Source organism: Collinsella sp. AF37-9 (genome assembly GCF_003475115.1).
Lineage (GTDB): Bacteria > Actinomycetota > Coriobacteriia > Coriobacteriales > Coriobacteriaceae > Collinsella.
In genome coordinates this window covers 17,767-35,323 of sequence record NZ_QROQ01000020.1, presented here as the reverse complement: position 1 = coordinate 35,323, position 17,557 = coordinate 17,767, and the positions used below count along the sequence as shown (strand labels likewise).

Sequence of the window (17,557 nt, the reverse complement as noted above, 5' to 3'; positions counted from 1 at the left end):
GCAGGCAGACGCGGTGTCGGCACTTGGGGACGCTCCTAAGTGCCGACATTATAGGAACGTCCCCAAGTGCCGGCTCGGGACTATTTTCGAGGACCCTCCGAAGGACTGTGGCCAAAAAACGGCAAATATGAGTACTGATACTCTTTTAGTAGCAGTAATTTTGACCACATTTAAGGTGATTTGACGTGTCGATCGAGCAGATAAGCTGCCGTATCTCCTCAAGTGTTCGTTAAAGGAAGACCTTGATGCGAATAAATCTCATTAAGATCTTCTTTTATTAACGAAAATAATGTAGCTACAACGGTAACAGTACTCATATTTGCCGTTTTTTGGCCACAGTCCTTCGGAGGGTCCTCGAAAATAGTCCCGAGCCGGCACTTGGGGACGTTCCTATAATGTCGGCACTTAGGAGCGTCCCCAAGTGCCGACACCGCGTCTGCCTGCGGCGGCCGCGCCCCGCTGCGTCGCTTCGCTCCTTGCGTGCTGCGCTGGAAAACGCTTCGCGTTTCCTCAGCTCCGCACCCTTGCGGGTTCGAATTCCTCCGCTTGCCCACAAGAAAGCGCCCTGGGCCGTTATGGGCTTAGGGCGCTCAGTTTTAATGGCTGGGACGGAGGGATTCGAACCCCCAACAGCCGGCACCAAAAACCGGAGTTCTACCGTTGAACTACGTCCCAATGTGTGGTGTTGCCCAAAAGCAACTCGTCTAGTTTACCTAATCTGCGAGGGCATCGCAAACGCCGTCGAGTAGGCGTACGGCGAGCGTCTGCGCGTCGCTGGCCGTGAAGGTGCCGTTGTAGCGCGTCATGCCCGTGAGCTCAATGCGAATGCGAGCCGGCTTCTGCTGCGCGGCGACATTGGCGGTGCGGATGCGCTGGGCCAGGTTGTGGCACTCGGCGAGGGCAATCGTGGCGCGTGGCGCGGCGTCGGCGGGCAGCTCGTCGCTTGCGATCTCGAGCACCAGGTCAACGTCGGTTGGGACCTCGGAGTCGCAGAGCATCATGCCGCTGTTGTCGGTCGTTGCCGTGGCGATGTTCCACATGCGCGAAGCAACGCTGCGTGCGATGGGGTCCTCACCGATAACGGCGATCTGGAAGCGCTCGAGCACGTTGGCGGCGCGAGCAAAACCGATGCGGGACTCGGCTTCGGTGACCGAGGGCTTGCCCTCCCACACATGGTGCAGGCGGTTGATGTAGGCGTAGGTGTCCTGGAAGGCCATGCCGTCGGCAAACAGGCCGACATTTTCCTGGAACTGCTGCAGGGCGGCCTCGGTATGCGGACCAAAGTAGCCGTCGTCTTCGCCACAGGCAAAGCCCAAAACGTTGAGAGCGCGCTGCAGGGCCTGCACATCGGCGCCATGGAAATTGGGCATGCGCAGATACAGGGTGCGGTCGCCCAGCTTATACGAGGCGTCGACCAGGGCGCTCCAACAGGGGATATCGACGGCATGACCGGCAGCAAGGCCGCTGTCGAGCCTGAAGGTGCTGACGGCCTGCTCGGTGGTGGTGCCAAAGCGCTTGTCGACAACCTCGGCGTCATCGATTGTATAGCCGAGCTGCAGAAGGCGGGACTGAACATCCTCGACGGCTGCTCCCTGCATGCCCGTGGTAATAGGTTCCATGAACGAACCCCTTTCGGCGTACCATTCGTACTATTTTGAGCGTGTGTCGGATAGACAACGCGAGACAATTTATAAACATGCACTCAATAGTGTAGCAACTTGTACCCAAACTCGCTGCCCACAGGTTTTATGACCCCCGCTAGTTAAGACGCTCCACAAAGAAATCTGCCATTGAGAGGAAGAGCTCGCGCGCATGCGGGTCGAGCTCGACGCCTTCGATAGCGGCCTTGGCCTTAGCGGTCAGGTCGAGCGCATAGGTGTGGGCGTAATCGATGGAGCCGGTCTCCTGGAAGATCTCCACGGCGCGTGCGAGCTGCGCAGGGTCCTCGGTGCCCGAGGAAAGGATTGCCTCGATCTCGTCGTGATAGCGCTCGTCTGACAGGGCATGCACGGCAACGAGGGTGCGCTTGCCCTCGGTGATATCGGTGCGGAAGTCCTTGTTGGCGGCCTCCTTGGTGCCGATCAAGTTGAGCAGGTCGTCTTGAATCTGGAAGGCAAGGCCCGTGTGCAGCCCAAAGGCGCGCAGTGCCTCAATCTGCTCTTCGCTGCCGCCGCCGATAATGGCTCCGGCGGCAAGCGGCGTCGCTCCGCTGTAGTACGCGGTCTTGTGCGTCGCCATGTCCAGATAATCGTCGACCGAAATGTCAAAGCGCCCGTCGCGGACCCAGCCCAGGTCGAGCGCCTGGCCCTCGATGGTACGGACGATCATCTCGGTAAGCTCGTGGAGCACGCGAAGCTTCACGTCTGCGTTGAGTGTGGGGTCGTCGAGAACCGTCTTGGTGACCATGGTGAGCGCCAGGTCACCGCAGTTGATGGCAAGACCGGTGCCCTCGGTAAGGTGCATGCAGGGCTTGCCGCGACGAATCTGCCCGTTGTCGGCGATGTCGTCGTGGATGAGTGCGCCCGACTGAAAGTGCTCGATGGCCGCCGCTGCGCTGCGGGCGCTCTCAAAGCTGCCGCCTACCGCAGTGGCGGCGAGCATGCAGATGAGCGGGCGGTGGCGCTTGCCAGCGTTTGCCGTAAATGCCGAGAGCGGGGTATACAGGTAGCGCTCGATATCGGCGGAAGTCGCCTGTCCGTCAAAGAACGTGGCCAGATAGTCGTTAATCTGGTCAAAGTGCTGGGCTAAAAAGCTGGTAAACGGACTGGACACGGGTTCTCGCATTCTTTGATAGGTTGCATTGTTGCATTATGCAGACAACATATTGCCACATTAGGGCGTCGAGCGCGGCGGTTGAAGACGATTGGTCCATGCGGCCGCAAGTGCGGTAGGGGCTTGGCTAGATAAGCCCAAAGTGTTCGAGCGCGGTGACGACGCCGTCGTGGTCGATGCTGTCGGTGACATAGTCGGCCTTTTCCTTGAGGAAGTCCGGCGCATTGCCCATGGCGATACCGACATCGACGGCGTTCATCAGCGAGACGTCATTGCTGGCGTCGCCGATGCCGTATACGGTTCCGTGGTGGGGATCGAGGGCGTCGAGTACGGACTGGATACCCTCGCGCTTGGTGCATTCGCGAGGCGAAATCTCGGTCACTTCGAGCTCGAGCTCGTTAAAGCAGAGCAGCGGCTCAAACGCTTGATCCTGAGCGATGCGGTTGGCAAGCGACGTGGACATTAAGATCTTGTAGGCGCTGTAATGTTGCAGCTGCGTAATTGCATCGCCCACGGTGCGGGCGTATCCCGGAGCGTCGGGCGCATCGGCACTCATGCGAACGACGCCATTGAGTCCCTCAAAACGAATCACTTCGTCCGATTGCTCAAGAATGGGAGCAAGGCGCTGCAGCATGCCGGGCGTCATCGCCAAATCGCGAATCACGTGTCCCTCAAGTTCGACATAGCCACCCGCGAGGCAGACGATGCCGGTCCAGGGCAGCTCGAGCAGCTTTGGATGGATGCAGCTCAGCGTGCGCCCTGTGCAGATAAACGCCATATTGCCCTTGGCGACAAAATCACGGATGGCTTGCGAGACCGCTTCATTGGGATAGGGGGAGAGGTCTCGCTCGCTCTCGGGAAGCTCTTGTGCCACTCGAGGGTCTTGCCAGGCGAGTGTTCCGTCGATATCGAAGAAGCAGATATCGCCGCGCTTATGGGCTGCGCTGGCGGCAGGGGAGGCCGAGGTGGTGGGCACAAATCCCGGCTCGAGGCCCATGATCTGGTCAAAATGCTCTTTAACGCGGGGAACGGAGATGCCAATAATCACCTGGGCGGTCTTGCCCGTAATGATGAGGCCCTTGGCGCCCACCGCGACAAACGACGCATTATCTGCAACGATGGAAGGGTCTGCGACCTCGACGCGCAGGCGCGTGGCGCAGTTGGTTGCGCCCACGATATTGCCAACGCCACCTAAAAGCTGAATTACCCGCTCAGCGAGGACGTGATCTTGATCGGATTGAATACTGACCTCGCCATTGGGAGATTGCTCTTTGGCAAAGCCGCTTCCCGTTAAACGATCGATTGCCGCGCGATTGGAGACATGATCCTCGCGGCCCGGCGTCTTAAGGTCATAGACCAAGATGAGTGCTCGAAAACTAACAAAAAAGATGAGGCTAAAGGCAAGACCGATACCGAGCGCCAAAAGGTAGGAGCCGGCATGCATTCGCATGAGTGGGATGAAGTTGAAGGCCGTCATTTCCATGAGACCGCCCGAGAAGATGCCGACGATACCGAAGAAGTTCATGGTCATGGCAAGGCAGGAGGATAGGACGGCGTAGAGCAAAAAGAGTCCAGGATAGGTGAACATAAAGAGAAACTCGAGCGGCTCGGTGACGCCGCAGACCACCGAGGCGACGATGGCGGGCAAAAGGATGACTTTAAGGCCGGCGCGGCGTTCGGGTTTGGCGGTGAAATAGAATGCTGCCGCGATGGCGGGAAGGCCAAAGAGCTTGCCCCAGCCGGTGGCGGTAAAACCTGCCCAGGGCGCAAGTTCATTTAAAGGGCGCGTGCTATGGGAGAGAATGGGGAGCAGGTTGGTCCACGTGGCGTAAATACCGTCGTGAATGACCAGATTGTCGTAATATATGGGCATATAGAGCAGATGGTGCAGCCCCATGGGCTCGAGCGCTCGCTCCAAAAACACAAAGATGCCCACGCCGAAGGGGCCGACGCCCGCAAGTGCGTGGCGCAGCGTTTCGGTCACAGCGTATGCGAAGGGCACGATGGCGGCCGAGATGGCGGCAAGGGCAAACACGGCAAAAAAGCTGATGAGGTAGACCAGCGAGGAACCCGAGAAGGTGCCGAGCCAATCGGGAACCTTGGCATCGTAGAAACGGTCATGGATGGCGACGACGGTTGCCGATACCGCCAGCGGGCCGATAATGCCGGTGTCGAGCGTCTTGATGCCGTCGATGACGGTGATACCGCTGGCGGGGGTCAAAGATGATGGGTACTTAAGCCCAAGGTTGTCGCCGCTCAGCTTAATGATCTCGCTCAAAAAGAAGCAATAGGCAAAATAGGCCACGAGTGCCTCGAGGCAGCAGCGCGCCGGTTGCTTTTGGGCAAGGCCGATAGGCAGCGCTACGGCAAAAAGGAGCGGGAGACGTTTAAAGACCGTCCACGAGCCGCGCTGGATGATGGTCCAGAAAACGTACCAAGGGGTTCCGTATACGGCGAGATCGCCGACGATGTCTACGGTCGTGGCGAGGGCGGAGATGCCGACCATGAGGCCTGATATAGAAAACAGCATGGCGGGCGCGAACATGGCTCCGCCAAAGCGTTGGATTTTCTGCAGCATAATATGCCTTCCGGATGCAACATGCTGTGCGAGCAAGAACGTTTAAACAATGAACTCATTGTAGAGGACTGGCTGCTTGCCGCATTGACGGTTTTGATTCGGTCCGATTTGGGTTTCGGGGGAACCGTCGACGGTAAATAATCCGTGCTTTACCGATAATCGGTTTAAACAACTTTAAGAAATGCTATCGTGCCTAGCCATACATATTCATTAGAGGTGAAATCATGCCAAAAGCGATTTACGAAGGAATCTACCGCGAGATCCGTTCGCGCATCATCAACGGGACCTATGCGTTTCAGGAGATGCTGCCAACCGAAGCCGAGCTGACCGCGGAGTTTGGCTGCACGCGCAATACCGTTCGACGCGCCTTGAGCATGCTGGCCGACCAGATGTTTGTGCAGCCTATACACGGCAAGGGCGTGCGCGTTATTTGGCTTAAGGGCGAAACCGATATGCTGGGCGCACTCGAAGAGGTTGAGTCGTTTGGCGAGTTCGCAAAACGCAACAATGCCGTCGCATCGACCGAGGTCAAGTCTTTTGAACATTTGATTTGCACTGAGCAACTCTCTCGTCGCCTGGGCTTTAAGGTGGGCGAGGAGCTGATTCGCGTCGTGCGTGTCCGAAGCCTCAACGGCAGCGCGCGCCAAGTGGACCACGGCTACTTTTTGGCGTCGATCGCCAAGGGCCTGACCCCCGAGATCGCGGCGGATTCTATCTACGGCTATCTGGAGCACAAGCGCGGCATCAAAGTGATGGCGAGCCGCCGTACGGTGAGTGTCGAGCTCGCCAACGATGAGGACTGCAGCTATCTGGACCTTGGCAAGTACAACTGCGTCGCCGTTATGGAGAGCCAGTCGTACACCTCGGACGGCATCTTGTTCGAGGTCACGCATGCCCGCACACACCCCGAGATCTTCCATTACCGCGTCAATTCCAAGCGATAGCCGGCTAGCTCGCAGCCTGACGAGACTCATGCCCTCAAAGCGAAAACGCCCGGTCAAACCGACGATGCATCGGCTTGATCGGGCGTTTTCTCTGCATTCGATAACAAATAATTGTTTATACAAAACTTGTCAAGTATCAAGTCGAAATTACCGTTCACCGAAGTTTTTCTACCGCTCTAGTAATACTTGTTCAAACAACTAGCCAAATAGCGTATTGTACAAGTCAGCAAAAGGGGCAAAGTCCCCGAGCCAATCTCCGAAGGCGGCGGCAAAGGGTGCCGCCACGGTGTGAAAGGGTGGATTGTAATGAAGAACGAAATGAGCAGAAGGCAGTTCCTGGGCTTTGCTGGTTCCGCGGCTGCGGTTCTTGGTCTGGGCCTCGTGGGCTGCGGTGGTTCTGCCGGCTCTGGCTCCTCTGCTTCTGGTGACGCTGCCGAGGTCTACTTCCTCCAGTTCAAGCCCGAGGTCGACAAGGAGTGGAAGGAGATCGCCAAGGCGTACAAGAAGGAGAAGGGCGTCGAGGTCAAGATCGTGACCGCCGCCTCCAACACCTACGAGGAGAAGCTCAAGTCCGAGATGTCCAAGAGCTCCGCTCCGACGCTGTTCCAGGTCAACGGCCCCACCGGCCTTAAGAACTGGAAGGACTACTGCGCCGATCTTTCCGACACCAAGCTCCGCGGCGAGCTCATCGACGACTCCCTGGCGCTGCAGTCCGACGGCAAGGATCTGGGTATCGACTGGGTTCAGGAGAGCTACGGCATCATCTACAACAAGGAGCTCCTCGAGAAGGCCGGCTACAAGGCCGAGGACATCAACTCCTTCGACAAGCTGAAGGCTTGCGCCGATGACATCCAGGCCCGCAAGGACGAGCTCGGCGTTGACGGTGCCTTCACTTCCGCCGGTATGGATGACTCCTCCAGCTGGCGCTACACCACGCACCTCGCCAACCTCCCGCTCTACTACGAGTTCGAGAAGGAGCACAATCAGGAGGACGACGAGATCAAGGGCGAGTATCTCGACAACTTTAAGCAGATCTTCGACCTGTATATCACCGACTCCACCTGCGATCCTTCGCAGCTCGCCTCCAAGACCGGTGACGACGCCACCAACGAGTTCGCAACCGGCAAGGCCGTCTTCTATCAGAACGGCTCTTGGGCCTACGCCGACCTCACCAAGGCCGGTATGACCGACGACCAGCTCGGCATGCTGCCGATCTACATCGGCGTCGACGGCGAGGAGAACCAGGGCCTGTGCTCCGGCGGCGAGAACTACTGGTGCGTCAGCTCCCAGGCTTCCGAGGATGCCCAGAAGGCCACCGAGGACTTCATGTATTGGTGCGTCACTTCTGACACCGCCACCAGCATCATCGCTGACAAGATGGGTCTGACCGCCCCGTTCAAGAGCGCTAAGGAGACCACCAACGTCTTCTCTCAGCAGGCCGTTGCTATGGCCAAGGACGGCAAGAAGACCGTCGCTTGGGACTTCGTTTACATCCCCTCCGAGGAGTGGAAGAAGAACCTCAAGCAGGCTCTCATCGCTTATGCTGCCGACAACACCAAGTGGGACGGCGTCAAGAACGCCTTCGTCGATGGCTGGAAGACCGAGAAGGCTGCTTCCGAGTAAGCAGTTGCTGCCCAAGCTATCTGATTAGCGACAGGGGGCGGGCAGACGTAGGTTTGCCCGCCCCCTGCATATTGAAAGGACCCTTCTATGGGCAAAGCACTCAAGCGCTGGTGGCCGCTCTTTATGCTGCCCACGTGCCTGGCGTTTATGATCGGGTTCGTGATTCCCTTTATCCAGGGTTTCTATCTCTCGTTCTGCCAGTTTATTACCATCAATAACGCGCACTTTGTCGGTATCGAGAACTACGTGCGCGCGCTGTCCGATCCGCAGTTCTCCACGTCGTTCTTCTTTACCGTGGCGTTTGCCTTCCTGTCGACGGTGCTCATCAACGTGATCGCGCTGGCCATTGCGCAGGCGCTCACTCGCAAGGCGCTCAAGGGCACCAACATCTTCCGTACGATTTTCTTTATGCCTAACCTGATTGGCGGCATTGTACTGGGTTACATTTGGCAGATTCTGATCAACTGCCTGCTCTCCAACGTGGGTGCCCAGCTTATCGCCCTCAACTCCGCCGCTGGCTTCTGGGGCCTTATCATCCTGACCCTGTGGCAACAGGTCGGCTACATGATGATCATCTACATCGCCGGTCTGCAGTCCATTCCGTCTGACTACATCGAGGCCGCCAAGGTCGATGGCGCTACGGCATGGCAGACGTTTTGGAAGGTTAAGATCCCCAACCTGATGCCGACCATCACCATCTGCCTGTTCCTGTCCATCACCAACGGCTTTAAGCTGTTCGACCAGAACCTCGCCCTTACCGGTGGCGCCCCGGCGCACTCCACCGAGATGCTCGCCCTGAACATCTACAACACGTTCTATTCGCGTGCTGGCATCGCATGGCAGGGCATCGGTCAGGCCAAGGCAGTTATCTTCTGCATCCTGGTTGTCGCTATTTCTATGATCCAGCTTAAGGCCACGAGGTCCAAGGAGGTGCAGCAGTAATGAAACGCGATAAGGCTATCAACCGCGCGCTCTCGATCTTCTTTACGATCCTGTCGCTCGCATGGATCTACCCCGTGTTCATGATTGCGCTCAATTCCTTTAAGAAAGCGACCGCAATCAGCACCACCACGGCGTTCGATCTGCTCACGCCCGAGACGTTCAACGGCCTCGCAAACTACGTGCACGCTCTGAACGAGCAGGGCTTTGCCTCGGCGTTTATGTACTCGCTCATCATCACGGTCACGTCGGTCGTGCTGATTCTGGTGTGCTGCTCCATGTGCGCTTGGTACGTGGTGCGCGTCAACAGCAAGATCTCGAACTTCTTCTATTACCTGTTCGTCTTCTCGATGGTCGTACCGTTCCAGATGCTCATGTTCACGCTGTCCAACCTCGCGGACCGCATCGGCTTTAACACGCCGTTTAACATCTGCTTCATCTACCTTGGTTTTGGCGCGGGCCTCGCGGTCTTTATGTTCGCCGGCTTCGTCAAGAACATCCCGCTCGAGATTGAGGAAGCGGCCATGATCGACGGCTGCAACCCGGTCCAAGTGTTCTTTAAGATCGTCCTTCCCATTATGAAGCCCACCTATCTTTCGGTCGGCATCCTTGAGACCATGTGGGTCTGGAACGACTATCTGCTGCCCTACCTTACGCTCGACTCCACCAAGTACAAGACCATTCCTATCTTGATCCAGTACTTCCGTGGCGGCTATGGCCACGTCGAGCTCGGCCCCATGATGGCGTGCATCATGATGGTCGTCATCCCCATCGTCATCATGTACATCTTCTGCCAGAAGTACATCATCGACGGTGTGGTGGCAGGTGCCGTCAAGGGCTGATGCCGTAACTGTTTTGCAAGTTTTGGCGGCGCCTCTCAGCGCGGCGCCGCGTATCGAAAGGTAAAGACATGGCCGAGATCGTTCTCAAACATGTTCAGAAGGTGTATCCCAACAACGAGTCAAAAAAGAAGGGCTTCTTTGGCAAAAAGAAGAAGACCGAGGAGAAGAAGCACAACCTCAAGGTTACCGAGGACGGTGTGCTCGCTGTAGAGGACTTCAACCTCACCGTTCACGACCAGGAGTTCATCGTCCTCGTTGGCCCTTCTGGCTGCGGTAAGTCCACGACGATGCGCATGGTCGCCGGCCTGGAGGACATCACCTCCGGCGATGTGTTCATCGATGGCAAGCGCGTCAACGACGTGGCGCCCAAGGACCGCGACATCGCCATGGTGTTCCAGAGTTATGCTCTGTACCCCAATATGACGGTGTACGAGAACATGGCGTTTACGCTTGAGCTCAAGAAGGTCCCCAAGGACGAGATCGACCGCAAGGTTCGCTCCGCTGCCGAGATCCTGGGTATTACCGAGTACCTCGACCGTAAGCCCAAGGCGCTCTCTGGCGGCCAGCGCCAGCGCGTCGCCATCGGCCGCGCCATCGTGCGTGACCCCAAGGTCTTCCTGATGGACGAGCCGCTGTCCAACCTGGATGCCAAGCTTCGTAACCAGATGCGCGCCGAGCTCATTAAGCTGCGTCACGAGATCAAGGGCACCTTCATCTACGTTACCCACGACCAGACCGAGGCTATGACCCTCGGCGACCGCATCGTGGTCATGAAGGACGGCGTCGTCCAGCAGATCGCCACGCCGCAGGAGGTCTTCAACCATCCCGCGAACATCTTCGTCGCCGGCTTCATCGGCGTGCCGCAGATGAACTTCTTCGATGCCCAGCTGGTGCGCTCGGGCAACGGCTTTACTGTCAAGACCGAGGATATGAACGTGGCGCTCGCCCCGGAGACTTGCGCTCAGCTTGCCCTCAACTGGGACGGCGGCGACGTGAAGGAGATTACGGCCGGCGTGCGCCCCGAGCAGATCCTGCTTGCCGACAAGGGCGAGGAGGGTGCGCTCCAGGGCACCGTCGAGGTGACCGAGCTCATGGGCTCGACCGAGCATGTCCACGTGACCGCTCCCGACGGCCAGTTTGTCCTGATTATCCCCGTCGTCGACCTCGAGGCCAAGGGCGCGCTCAAGGCTGGCGACCCCATCTGGTTCAAGTTCGAGAAGAACGCGACTCATCTCTTCGATAAGGTGTCTGGCAAGAACCTTATCTAGGCCCGGTGCATCCAGGCCCTCCCTTTGGGCGACTGCGGCTTTGCCATCCTTTTGCCGCGGTCACATATAAGGCTCCCCTCCCGTCCACTGGGCGAGAGGGGAGCCTTTCTTTGTGTTGGGACTGTCTGACCGGTCGTTTGTCTCGATCTGTAACGGATAGGGCCGATTTCGGACGTTAGATGTTACAGATCGAGACGGTTCCGCTGAGCTAACCATTTCATCTAAATCTGTAACACCAAAGGCGAATTTCACCTGCTAGATGTTACAGATTGAGATAAACCCGAGGGGAGGGGCCGGTATGTCTCAATCTGTAACGGCTGGGACCGTTTTGGTTGAGTAATTGCTACGGATCGAGATTGTTTGGCCGAGTCGGATCACAGGGTAACGTGCGGGCACAAAAAACGGAGCCGTGTTGCCACGACTCCGTTTCTCAAGAGGATGGGTAAGGGAAGCGAAATTAGTTCAGGTGCCAGATCTCGTCGTTGTACTGGGAGATGGTGCGGTCGGACGAGAAGGTGCCGGCGTTGGCGATATTGATGAGCGCCTTGCGCATCCAGGCGTCCTGGTCCTCGTAGTCGGCCAGCACGCGCTCCTTGGTCTGGATGTACTCCTCAATGTCAAGCAGGGCCATAAACCAGTCCTTGCCCTTAATGTCGTCGTGCAGGCGCTGCAGGCGCTCGGCATTGCCGGTCGCCATAAAGGCCGGGTTGGTGATGAAGTCCACCAGCAGTTTAATGCCTGGCTTGCGGTAGAGTGCGCCGGCATCGTAGGTGCCGTCGGCGTAGAGCTGTTCGACCTGTTTGGACGAGGCACCAAAGGTATAGATGTTCTCGTCGCCCACAAGCTCGGCAATCTCCACGTTGGCACCGTCGAGCGTGCACAGGGTTAGGGCGCCGTTGAGCATGAACTTCATGTTGGAGGTGCCGCTCGCCTCCTTGGAGGCCAGGCTGATCTGCTCAGAGATGTCAGCGGCGGGGATCACGCGCTCGGCGGCGGTGACGTTGTAGTTCTCGATCATGACAACCTGCAGGTAAGGAGCCACGTCGGGGTCGTTTGCAATCCACTGCGACAGCGTCAGGATCAGATGGATGATGTCCTGCGCGATAGTGTAGGCAGGCGCCGCCTTGCCGCCAAAGATGATGGTGACAGGGTGCTTAGGCCTGTTGCCGTTCTTGATATCGAAGTACTTCCAGATGATGTAGAGCGCGAGCATCTGCTGACGCTTGTACTCGTGGATGCGCTTGACCTGGACGTCGATGATGGCGTTGGAGGGAATGGTCACGCCCTGCTCGAGCGCCATGAACTGGCGCATGATGGCCTTGGCCTCGACCTTGGTGGCGGCCAGGCGCTCAAGAACGTCCTTGTCGTCGGCGAACTTGGCGAGTTTGCTCAGATCGCCGGTGCTGCGCCAGTCGGTGCCGATTACATCGTCGAGCAGGCTGGCGAGCGCGGGGTTGGCTCCATGGATCCAGCGGCGGAAGGTGATGCCGTTGGTCTTGTTGGAGAACTTCTCGGGATAGATCTCGTAGAACGGATGAAGCTCGGTGTCCTCCAGGATCTTGGTGTGGAGGGCGGCTACGCCATTGATGGAGAAGCCAAAGTGGATGTCCATGTGGGCCATGTGGACGGTGTCGTATTCGTCGATGACGGCGACGCGCGGGTCATCGTGCTCGGCCTTCGCGATCTCATCGAGCTTGACGATAATGTCGGCGATGGCAGGGGAGACCTTCTGCAGGCTGACGAGCGGCCACTTCTCGAGCGCCTCGGCAAGAATCGTGTGGTTAGTGTAGGCGACCATGGAGCGTACGATGGTCACGGCCTCGTCAAACTCGATGCCATGCTCGGTGGTGAGCAAGCGAATGAGCTCGGGGATGACCATGGTGGGGTGCGTGTCGTTAATTTGGACCACGGCGTAGTCGGCCAGATCGTGCAGGTTGCTGCCGCGCTCGATGGCCTCGTCGATCAGAAGCTGGGCGGCGTTGCTCACCATGAAGTATTCCTGGTAGATGCGAAGCAGGCGGCCCTGCTCGTCGGAATCGTCGGGGTAGAGGAACAAGGTGAGGTTTTTGGCGATCTCGGTCTTGTCGAAGTCGATGGAGCTGCCGGGGACCAGGCCGTCGTCGACGCTCGCCAGGTCGAACAGGCGCAGACGGTTCTTGGTGGGCTGGCCGTAACCGGGCACGTCGATGTTGACGAGCTTGGAGGTAACGGCAAAATCGCCGAACTCGACGGTGTAGGAGCGGTCGTCGTCGACTAGGATGTCCTGCTCACCGAGCCACTCGTCGGGGACGGCCTTCTGCTGGTTGTCGACAAAGCGCTGACGGAACAGGCCGTAGTGATAGTTGAGGCCCACGCCATCGCCGGTCAAGCCCAGCGTGGCGATGGAATCCAGGAAGCATGCGGCCAGGCGGCCCAGGCCGCCGTTGCCGAGCGACGGCTCGACCTCGAACTCCTCGATCTTGTTGGGGTCGTGGCCTGCGGCGGTGAGCTGGTCCTTAACCTCGTCGTAGATGCCGAGGTCGATCATGTTGTTGATGAGCAGCTTGCCGATCAAAAATTCGGCGGAAATGTAATAGAGCTTTTTCTTGCCGTTGTTGAGCGGGCAGGCGGCGGAGCGCTCCTGCACGAGTTTGACCAGCAGCTTGTAAATGCGACGGTCGTCGAGCTGCTCGAGCGAGGTGCCAAAAGACTGCTCGGCGAGTTCCATGAGGTTAATTTGGGGCATGTTTCCTCCTGTAATGGGTTGATTACATGTCTGCAATTCATAAGAATCCCGCGCGAGGGGATTGGGGTGGCCTCGCGCGGGTAAGCAAGCGCGTCCGCACGGTGGGGAGGGGTCGGGCGCGGTAGCTCCTATTGAGGAAGCTCGATTTCGGCTTCCGACGGGATGCGGAAGTAGGTCTCGGTCCAGTCGGTGAGTTTGTGCTCGAGCTCGCGGGTGATGGCGCCGTCGAGCATGCGCCAGGTCCAGTTGCCGCCCAGCGTGGCAGGGGTGTTGATGCGCGCCTCGTTGCCCAGGTTGAGCAGGTCCTGCATGGTGTAGATGCAGGTATCGCTTACGCTGGCGGCGATGGCGCGGTTGAGTGCATCGGCCATGGGCTCGCCTGCCTGCTGGTGGGTGTACAGGGCCGCCTGCTCGCGCTGACGCGGGGTAGCCGTTCCTTCAAACCAGCCGCGTGCCGTCTCGTTGTCGTGAGTGCCCACGTAGGCGACGGTGTTGGCAATGTAGTTGTGCGGCAGGTAGTACGAGTTGGTGCCCTCAAAGGCAAACTGCAGGATCTTCATGCCGGGGAAGCCCGAGTTGTCGCGCATATCGATGACGCCGGGGGTGAGGAAGCCCAGGTCCTCGGCGATGATGGGCAGCGTGCCGAGCTTTTCCTCGAGTGTCTTGAAGAGCTTGAGGCCGGGACCCTGCGTCCACGAACCGTAGGACGAATCAGGCGAGGAGAACGGCACCTCCCAATAGGCCTCGAAGCCGCGGAAGTGATCCAGGCGGATGACATCGTACATGTCGAGGGCGGCGCGGATACGGCCCTCCCACCAGGAGAAACCGTCGGCTTCCATGGCGTCCCAGTCGTAGATGGGATTGCCCCAGTACTGGCCGGTGGCCGAGAACTGGTCGGGCGGCGTGCCGGCGACACTCACAGGATTACCGGCGGCGTCGATCTTAAAGAGCTCGGGCGTGGCCCACATCTCGACGGAGTCGCGCGAGACATAGATGGGCAGGTCGCCGATGATGAGGATATCGCGCTCGTTGGCATAGGCCTTGAGGCGGCTCCACTGACGATTGAAGAAGTACTGCGTCATCTGGTGGTAGAGCATGCGCGCGGGATGGGCGGCGCAGACCTTGGCAGAAGCCTCGCCGCGGGTACGGAGCTCTGCGGGCCACTCCCAAAAGGCCTTGAGACCGCACTCCTCCTTGACGGTCATGAACTCGCAGTAGGGGATGAGCCAGTCTTCGTTTGCTTGGACAAAGTCGTCGAAGTCGGCCGGCTTGTCGGCGGCAAAGCGCTCGGCGGCGCGGTCGAGAATCTGACGACGGCCACCAAAGATGGCACCATAGTCGACATTGCTGGGGTCGGAGCCCAGGTACACGCCGTCGATATCGCACTGCTCCAGATAGCCGGCCTCGATAAGCTCGGCAAAGTCGATGAAATTGGGGTTGCCCGCACGGGCCGAGAACGACTGATAGGGCGAGTCGCCATAGCTCGTTGTCGTAAGGGGGAGAATCTGCCAGTAATGTTGTTTGCACGAGGCGAGGAAATCGACAAAGTCATAGGCGTTCCAGCCAAAGCCGCCGATACCGTAAGGTCCGGGCAATGACGAAACGGGCATCAGAACGCCGCTTGCACGCTCCATGGATGCACTCACCGTCCTTTTGAATAAGGGGCTGCGCCGTAGATGGATAGACGGCTCGTCCCGAGTTTCCATTGCTATTGTCCCTATTGTAGAACATGTTGTTTAAACATGTATAGAGAGAATGAAAAAGTTGCCGACTTTCGGTGAATGGTAGTGCGCCATAGACGATATGAGTTGAACATTGGGAGCTCCTCCCCTTGCGGCTCTTTTGTGGGTCGGGCGACAATGGTCGTCGTCATTAAAGACCGGCTGCCAGCCAGGTTGCAACAATGCAAGAAGGGTTCACATTCAGTTGGCCGTTGACACAAACAATCGCGCGAAGACCTCGTCTTCTTCGGTAAGTCCAGGCGCGGCAAGACGCGCATGGCAGTCGCCCTCACGATGCGCGCGGTCGCCGCGGACATGTCGGTCAGGTTCTGGCAGACCGCGCAGCTGGTTCTCGAGCTCGGCAACGCGAAGCGCAAGGGAACGCTGTCGAAACTGTTGAACGACGTGTCGCCCGCGAGGCTGCTCGTGCTCGACGAGTTCGTCTACGTCCCCTGCGACGTAGACGGTGCGAGGGTTCTCTACCAGGTCATTTCCGTCCATGTAGTGCTCGTAGGCCGCGGCGTCGTCGGGCTCGTCGAAGGAGAGGGACTCCGTCCAGTCCCAGTAGGCCCCCGTCCAGGCGCCCCTGCGCCTGCCGGCCGGCGTCGTCTCGTCGAAGACGAGGCCGTGGCGCAGCAGGAACTTCGACATCCGCTGCTTGGCGTGTTGCAGGTCGTCGCGCGCGTCCTCGAGGGCGCTCGTCGGGGACCCACACCTCGACGACGTTGCGGCGCGCCAGCATGCGTGCCAGCCACTCGGCGTCGCGGCGGTCGTTCTTGCGGCCGCGGTCGGCCGCGGGCCGGTGCATCTTCGGGACCGCCCCGACGACGCAGCCGAGGCCGAGGGCCCGCAGCGCGCGGCCGCGGTTGATGGTACGACCATTGTCGCCCGACCCACGAGAGAGCTGCAAGGGGAGAGGCCCCAATGTTCAACTCATATCGTCTGTTGTGCCAGAGTCGCTCGGGAAAGCGCGACCGACGCAGCGCGCTGTTTTCCAGTCACATCCAGTTCGGGTTGATTTCAGCATGCGATAAGAAACTGGATTTGAATTTCGACTCGAAAGATGGGCAATGCTGATGAGAAACGCTTGGAGTTCGGGATTGCGCGGCGTGAAGCGACCCTCTTCTTATCGAGTTCGTTACAATGTAGGAAAAACAGTAAGTAAGAAGACCTCTGATTGCTTTAGGAGGAGCTGTGGTGAATAGCGCCCAGAAGATCGATAAGTCCATCCAGAAGATGATGACTCTCGGAAGAAGGCTTGGGATTCTGTTTACGGCGCTGTTTATAGCGGTGTGTTGCTGTTCGGTGGTGGTGGTTATTTCCATTGGGCTTATGGCTGCTCAAGGAAACCTATATGATCCATCAAAGACGGTTTCCGTAGTGGTTCCTTTGATGTATCTTCTGATTTCCGGAGGGGCCACATGGACCCTGCGGGGAATCAGCATGGACATGGCTCATGGCGAATCGCCCTTTACCCTTTCGCATGCTCGAAGAATCTCGATTATCGGGTGGCTGTTTGTTGCAGCGGCAATAGGTGACCTCTTGTTTTCTCCGGGGTTTCTTTCGATAGTGATTGGCCCCTTCGACTTGCTGGGGAACGCCTATTCGATGTTTGAAAACCTGGCCCTGCCCATAGATATTGGTGCTGTGCTGGGGGCCGTTTGCTGCTTCTCGATTTCTGCGATATGGCGCTACGGAGCTCTGCTTCAAGACCAGACCGAGGATTTGGTGTGAGGGGCGGCATGGACTATCTGATTATTGAGCTTGAAAGCTTATTGCTTCGACGCGGAAAGACGAGTACGGATATCATTCGGGCGACCGGGCACACACCGGCAAGTATCTCAAAAATACGAAATGGCAAGGTGAAGGCAATTAGGTTAAAGACATTGCTGGATATTTGCGTAGAGCTTGATTGCCAGCCTGGCGATCTTATTAAGCGCGTCAACGAAAGAGAACTTGAGGAACTGGCGACGCGGCGCGCCCGCAACGCGCTGAGCAGGGCGACCGCGACGGGTGATGACCCGGTCCTGGAGTCAGATCATGTTTACGTGGTCGATCTTAGAGACGACTGAGGCTGGAGAATAAAAAAGTATTGAGCAGGTGCAGCCCGTGAAAACAACGGTTTTCACGGGCTGTTCATTCAAC

Annotated in this window: 13 protein-coding genes and 1 tRNA gene; 8 read left to right on the top strand and 6 right to left on the bottom strand. The window is 58.2% G+C overall.

What is annotated here, in order from left to right:
* Positions 1-600: 600 nt before the first annotated feature.
* From DW024_RS06960 to DW024_RS06945, 4 genes are all read right to left on the bottom strand, one after another.
* A tRNA-Gln gene (locus DW024_RS06960) sits at positions 601-675 on the bottom strand.
* A gap of 38 nt (positions 676-713) precedes the next feature.
* Positions 714-1,619: a peptidoglycan-binding protein gene (locus DW024_RS06955; RefSeq protein WP_187361857.1), complete on the bottom strand. Its 906-nt coding sequence runs from the start codon at positions 1,617-1,619 to the stop codon at positions 714-716.
* Between the two features lie 139 nt (positions 1,620-1,758).
* Complete coding sequence (locus DW024_RS06950; protein ID WP_089573618.1) at positions 1,759-2,772, bottom strand: polyprenyl synthetase family protein; 1,014 nt, start codon at positions 2,770-2,772, stop codon at positions 1,759-1,761.
* A gap of 127 nt (positions 2,773-2,899) precedes the next feature.
* A complete protein-coding gene (locus DW024_RS06945) occupies positions 2,900-5,350 on the bottom strand; it encodes a PTS transporter subunit EIIC (protein WP_117786870.1) in 2,451 nt (816 codons plus the stop codon).
* Positions 5,351-5,574: 224 nt separating this feature from the next.
* On the opposite strand from DW024_RS06945, the gene DW024_RS06940 reads away from it, so the two are divergent.
* The 5 genes from DW024_RS06940 (at position 5,575) to DW024_RS06920 (ending at position 10,966) form a co-directional block, all read left to right on the top strand.
* Entirely contained in the window at positions 5,575-6,294 is a 720-nt protein-coding gene (locus DW024_RS06940) for a GntR family transcriptional regulator (protein WP_117638177.1), read from the top strand.
* A 306-nt stretch (positions 6,295-6,600) separates the two neighbouring features.
* Positions 6,601-7,917: an ABC transporter substrate-binding protein gene (locus DW024_RS06935; protein ID WP_055252173.1), complete on the top strand. Its 1,317-nt coding sequence runs from the start codon at positions 6,601-6,603 to the stop codon at positions 7,915-7,917.
* Between the two features lie 87 nt (positions 7,918-8,004).
* Complete coding sequence (locus DW024_RS06930; RefSeq protein WP_055252174.1) at positions 8,005-8,859, top strand: carbohydrate ABC transporter permease; 855 nt, start codon at positions 8,005-8,007, stop codon at positions 8,857-8,859.
* Positions 8,859-9,698, top strand: a complete 840-nt coding sequence (locus tag DW024_RS06925; protein ID WP_117584245.1) for a carbohydrate ABC transporter permease — start codon at positions 8,859-8,861, stop codon at positions 9,696-9,698. Before DW024_RS06930 ends, DW024_RS06925 begins: the two co-directional genes overlap by 1 nt.
* A gap of 68 nt (positions 9,699-9,766) precedes the next feature.
* Positions 9,767-10,966, top strand: coding sequence for an ABC transporter ATP-binding protein (locus DW024_RS06920; protein ID WP_117584246.1), 1,200 nt, complete (start codon positions 9,767-9,769; stop codon positions 10,964-10,966).
* Positions 10,967-11,423: 457 nt separating this feature from the next.
* Here the strand turns inward: DW024_RS06920 and glgP are convergent, their stop codons facing one another.
* The gene (gene glgP / locus DW024_RS06915) at positions 11,424-13,691 is read right to left on the bottom strand and encodes a glycogen/starch/alpha-glucan family phosphorylase (protein ID WP_118377316.1); all 2,268 of its coding nucleotides are present in this window, start codon (positions 13,689-13,691) and stop codon (positions 11,424-11,426) included.
* Positions 13,692-13,819: 128 nt separating this feature from the next.
* Positions 13,820-15,397: a 4-alpha-glucanotransferase gene (gene malQ / locus DW024_RS06910; protein ID WP_255413757.1), complete on the bottom strand. Its 1,578-nt coding sequence runs from the start codon at positions 15,395-15,397 to the stop codon at positions 13,820-13,822.
* Between the two features lie 291 nt (positions 15,398-15,688).
* Here malQ and DW024_RS10440 point away from each other — a divergent pair, with 291 nt between their 5' ends.
* From DW024_RS10440 to DW024_RS06895, 3 genes are all read left to right on the top strand, one after another.
* A complete protein-coding gene (locus DW024_RS10440; RefSeq protein WP_084591805.1) occupies positions 15,689-16,282 on the top strand; it encodes an ATP-binding protein in 594 nt (197 codons plus the stop codon).
* A gap of 327 nt (positions 16,283-16,609) precedes the next feature.
* Entirely contained in the window at positions 16,610-17,146 is a 537-nt protein-coding gene (locus DW024_RS06900) for a hypothetical protein (protein WP_035137761.1), read from the top strand.
* A gap of 8 nt (positions 17,147-17,154) precedes the next feature.
* Entirely contained in the window at positions 17,155-17,484 is a 330-nt protein-coding gene (locus tag DW024_RS06895; RefSeq protein WP_052044110.1) for a helix-turn-helix transcriptional regulator, read from the top strand.
* The last annotated feature ends 73 nt before the right edge of the window (positions 17,485-17,557 follow it).

Excerpts from the sequence above, each read along its gene's own strand:
- DW024_RS06955 (WP_187361857.1), bottom strand. The coding sequence starts at position 1,619 with ATGGAACCTATTACCACGGGCATGCAGGGAGCAGCCGTCGAGGATGTT.
- DW024_RS06945 (WP_117786870.1), bottom strand. The coding sequence starts at position 5,350 with ATGCTGCAGAAAATCCAACGCTTTGGCGGAGCCATGTTCGCGCCCGCC.
- DW024_RS06940 (WP_117638177.1), top strand. The coding sequence starts at position 5,575 with ATGCCAAAAGCGATTTACGAAGGAATCTACCGCGAGATCCGTTCGCGC.
- DW024_RS06935 (WP_055252173.1), top strand. The coding sequence starts at position 6,601 with ATGAAGAACGAAATGAGCAGAAGGCAGTTCCTGGGCTTTGCTGGTTCC.
- DW024_RS06930 (WP_055252174.1), top strand. The coding sequence starts at position 8,005 with ATGGGCAAAGCACTCAAGCGCTGGTGGCCGCTCTTTATGCTGCCCACG.
- DW024_RS06925 (WP_117584245.1), top strand. The coding sequence starts at position 8,859 with ATGAAACGCGATAAGGCTATCAACCGCGCGCTCTCGATCTTCTTTACG.
- DW024_RS06920 (WP_117584246.1), top strand. The coding sequence starts at position 9,767 with ATGGCCGAGATCGTTCTCAAACATGTTCAGAAGGTGTATCCCAACAAC.
- glgP (WP_118377316.1), bottom strand. The coding sequence starts at position 13,691 with ATGCCCCAAATTAACCTCATGGAACTCGCCGAGCAGTCTTTTGGCACC.
- malQ (WP_255413757.1), bottom strand. The coding sequence starts at position 15,397 with ATGGAAACTCGGGACGAGCCGTCTATCCATCTACGGCGCAGCCCCTTA.
- DW024_RS10440 (WP_084591805.1), top strand. The coding sequence starts at position 15,689 with ATGGCAGTCGCCCTCACGATGCGCGCGGTCGCCGCGGACATGTCGGTC.
- DW024_RS06895 (WP_052044110.1), top strand. The coding sequence starts at position 17,155 with ATGGACTATCTGATTATTGAGCTTGAAAGCTTATTGCTTCGACGCGGA.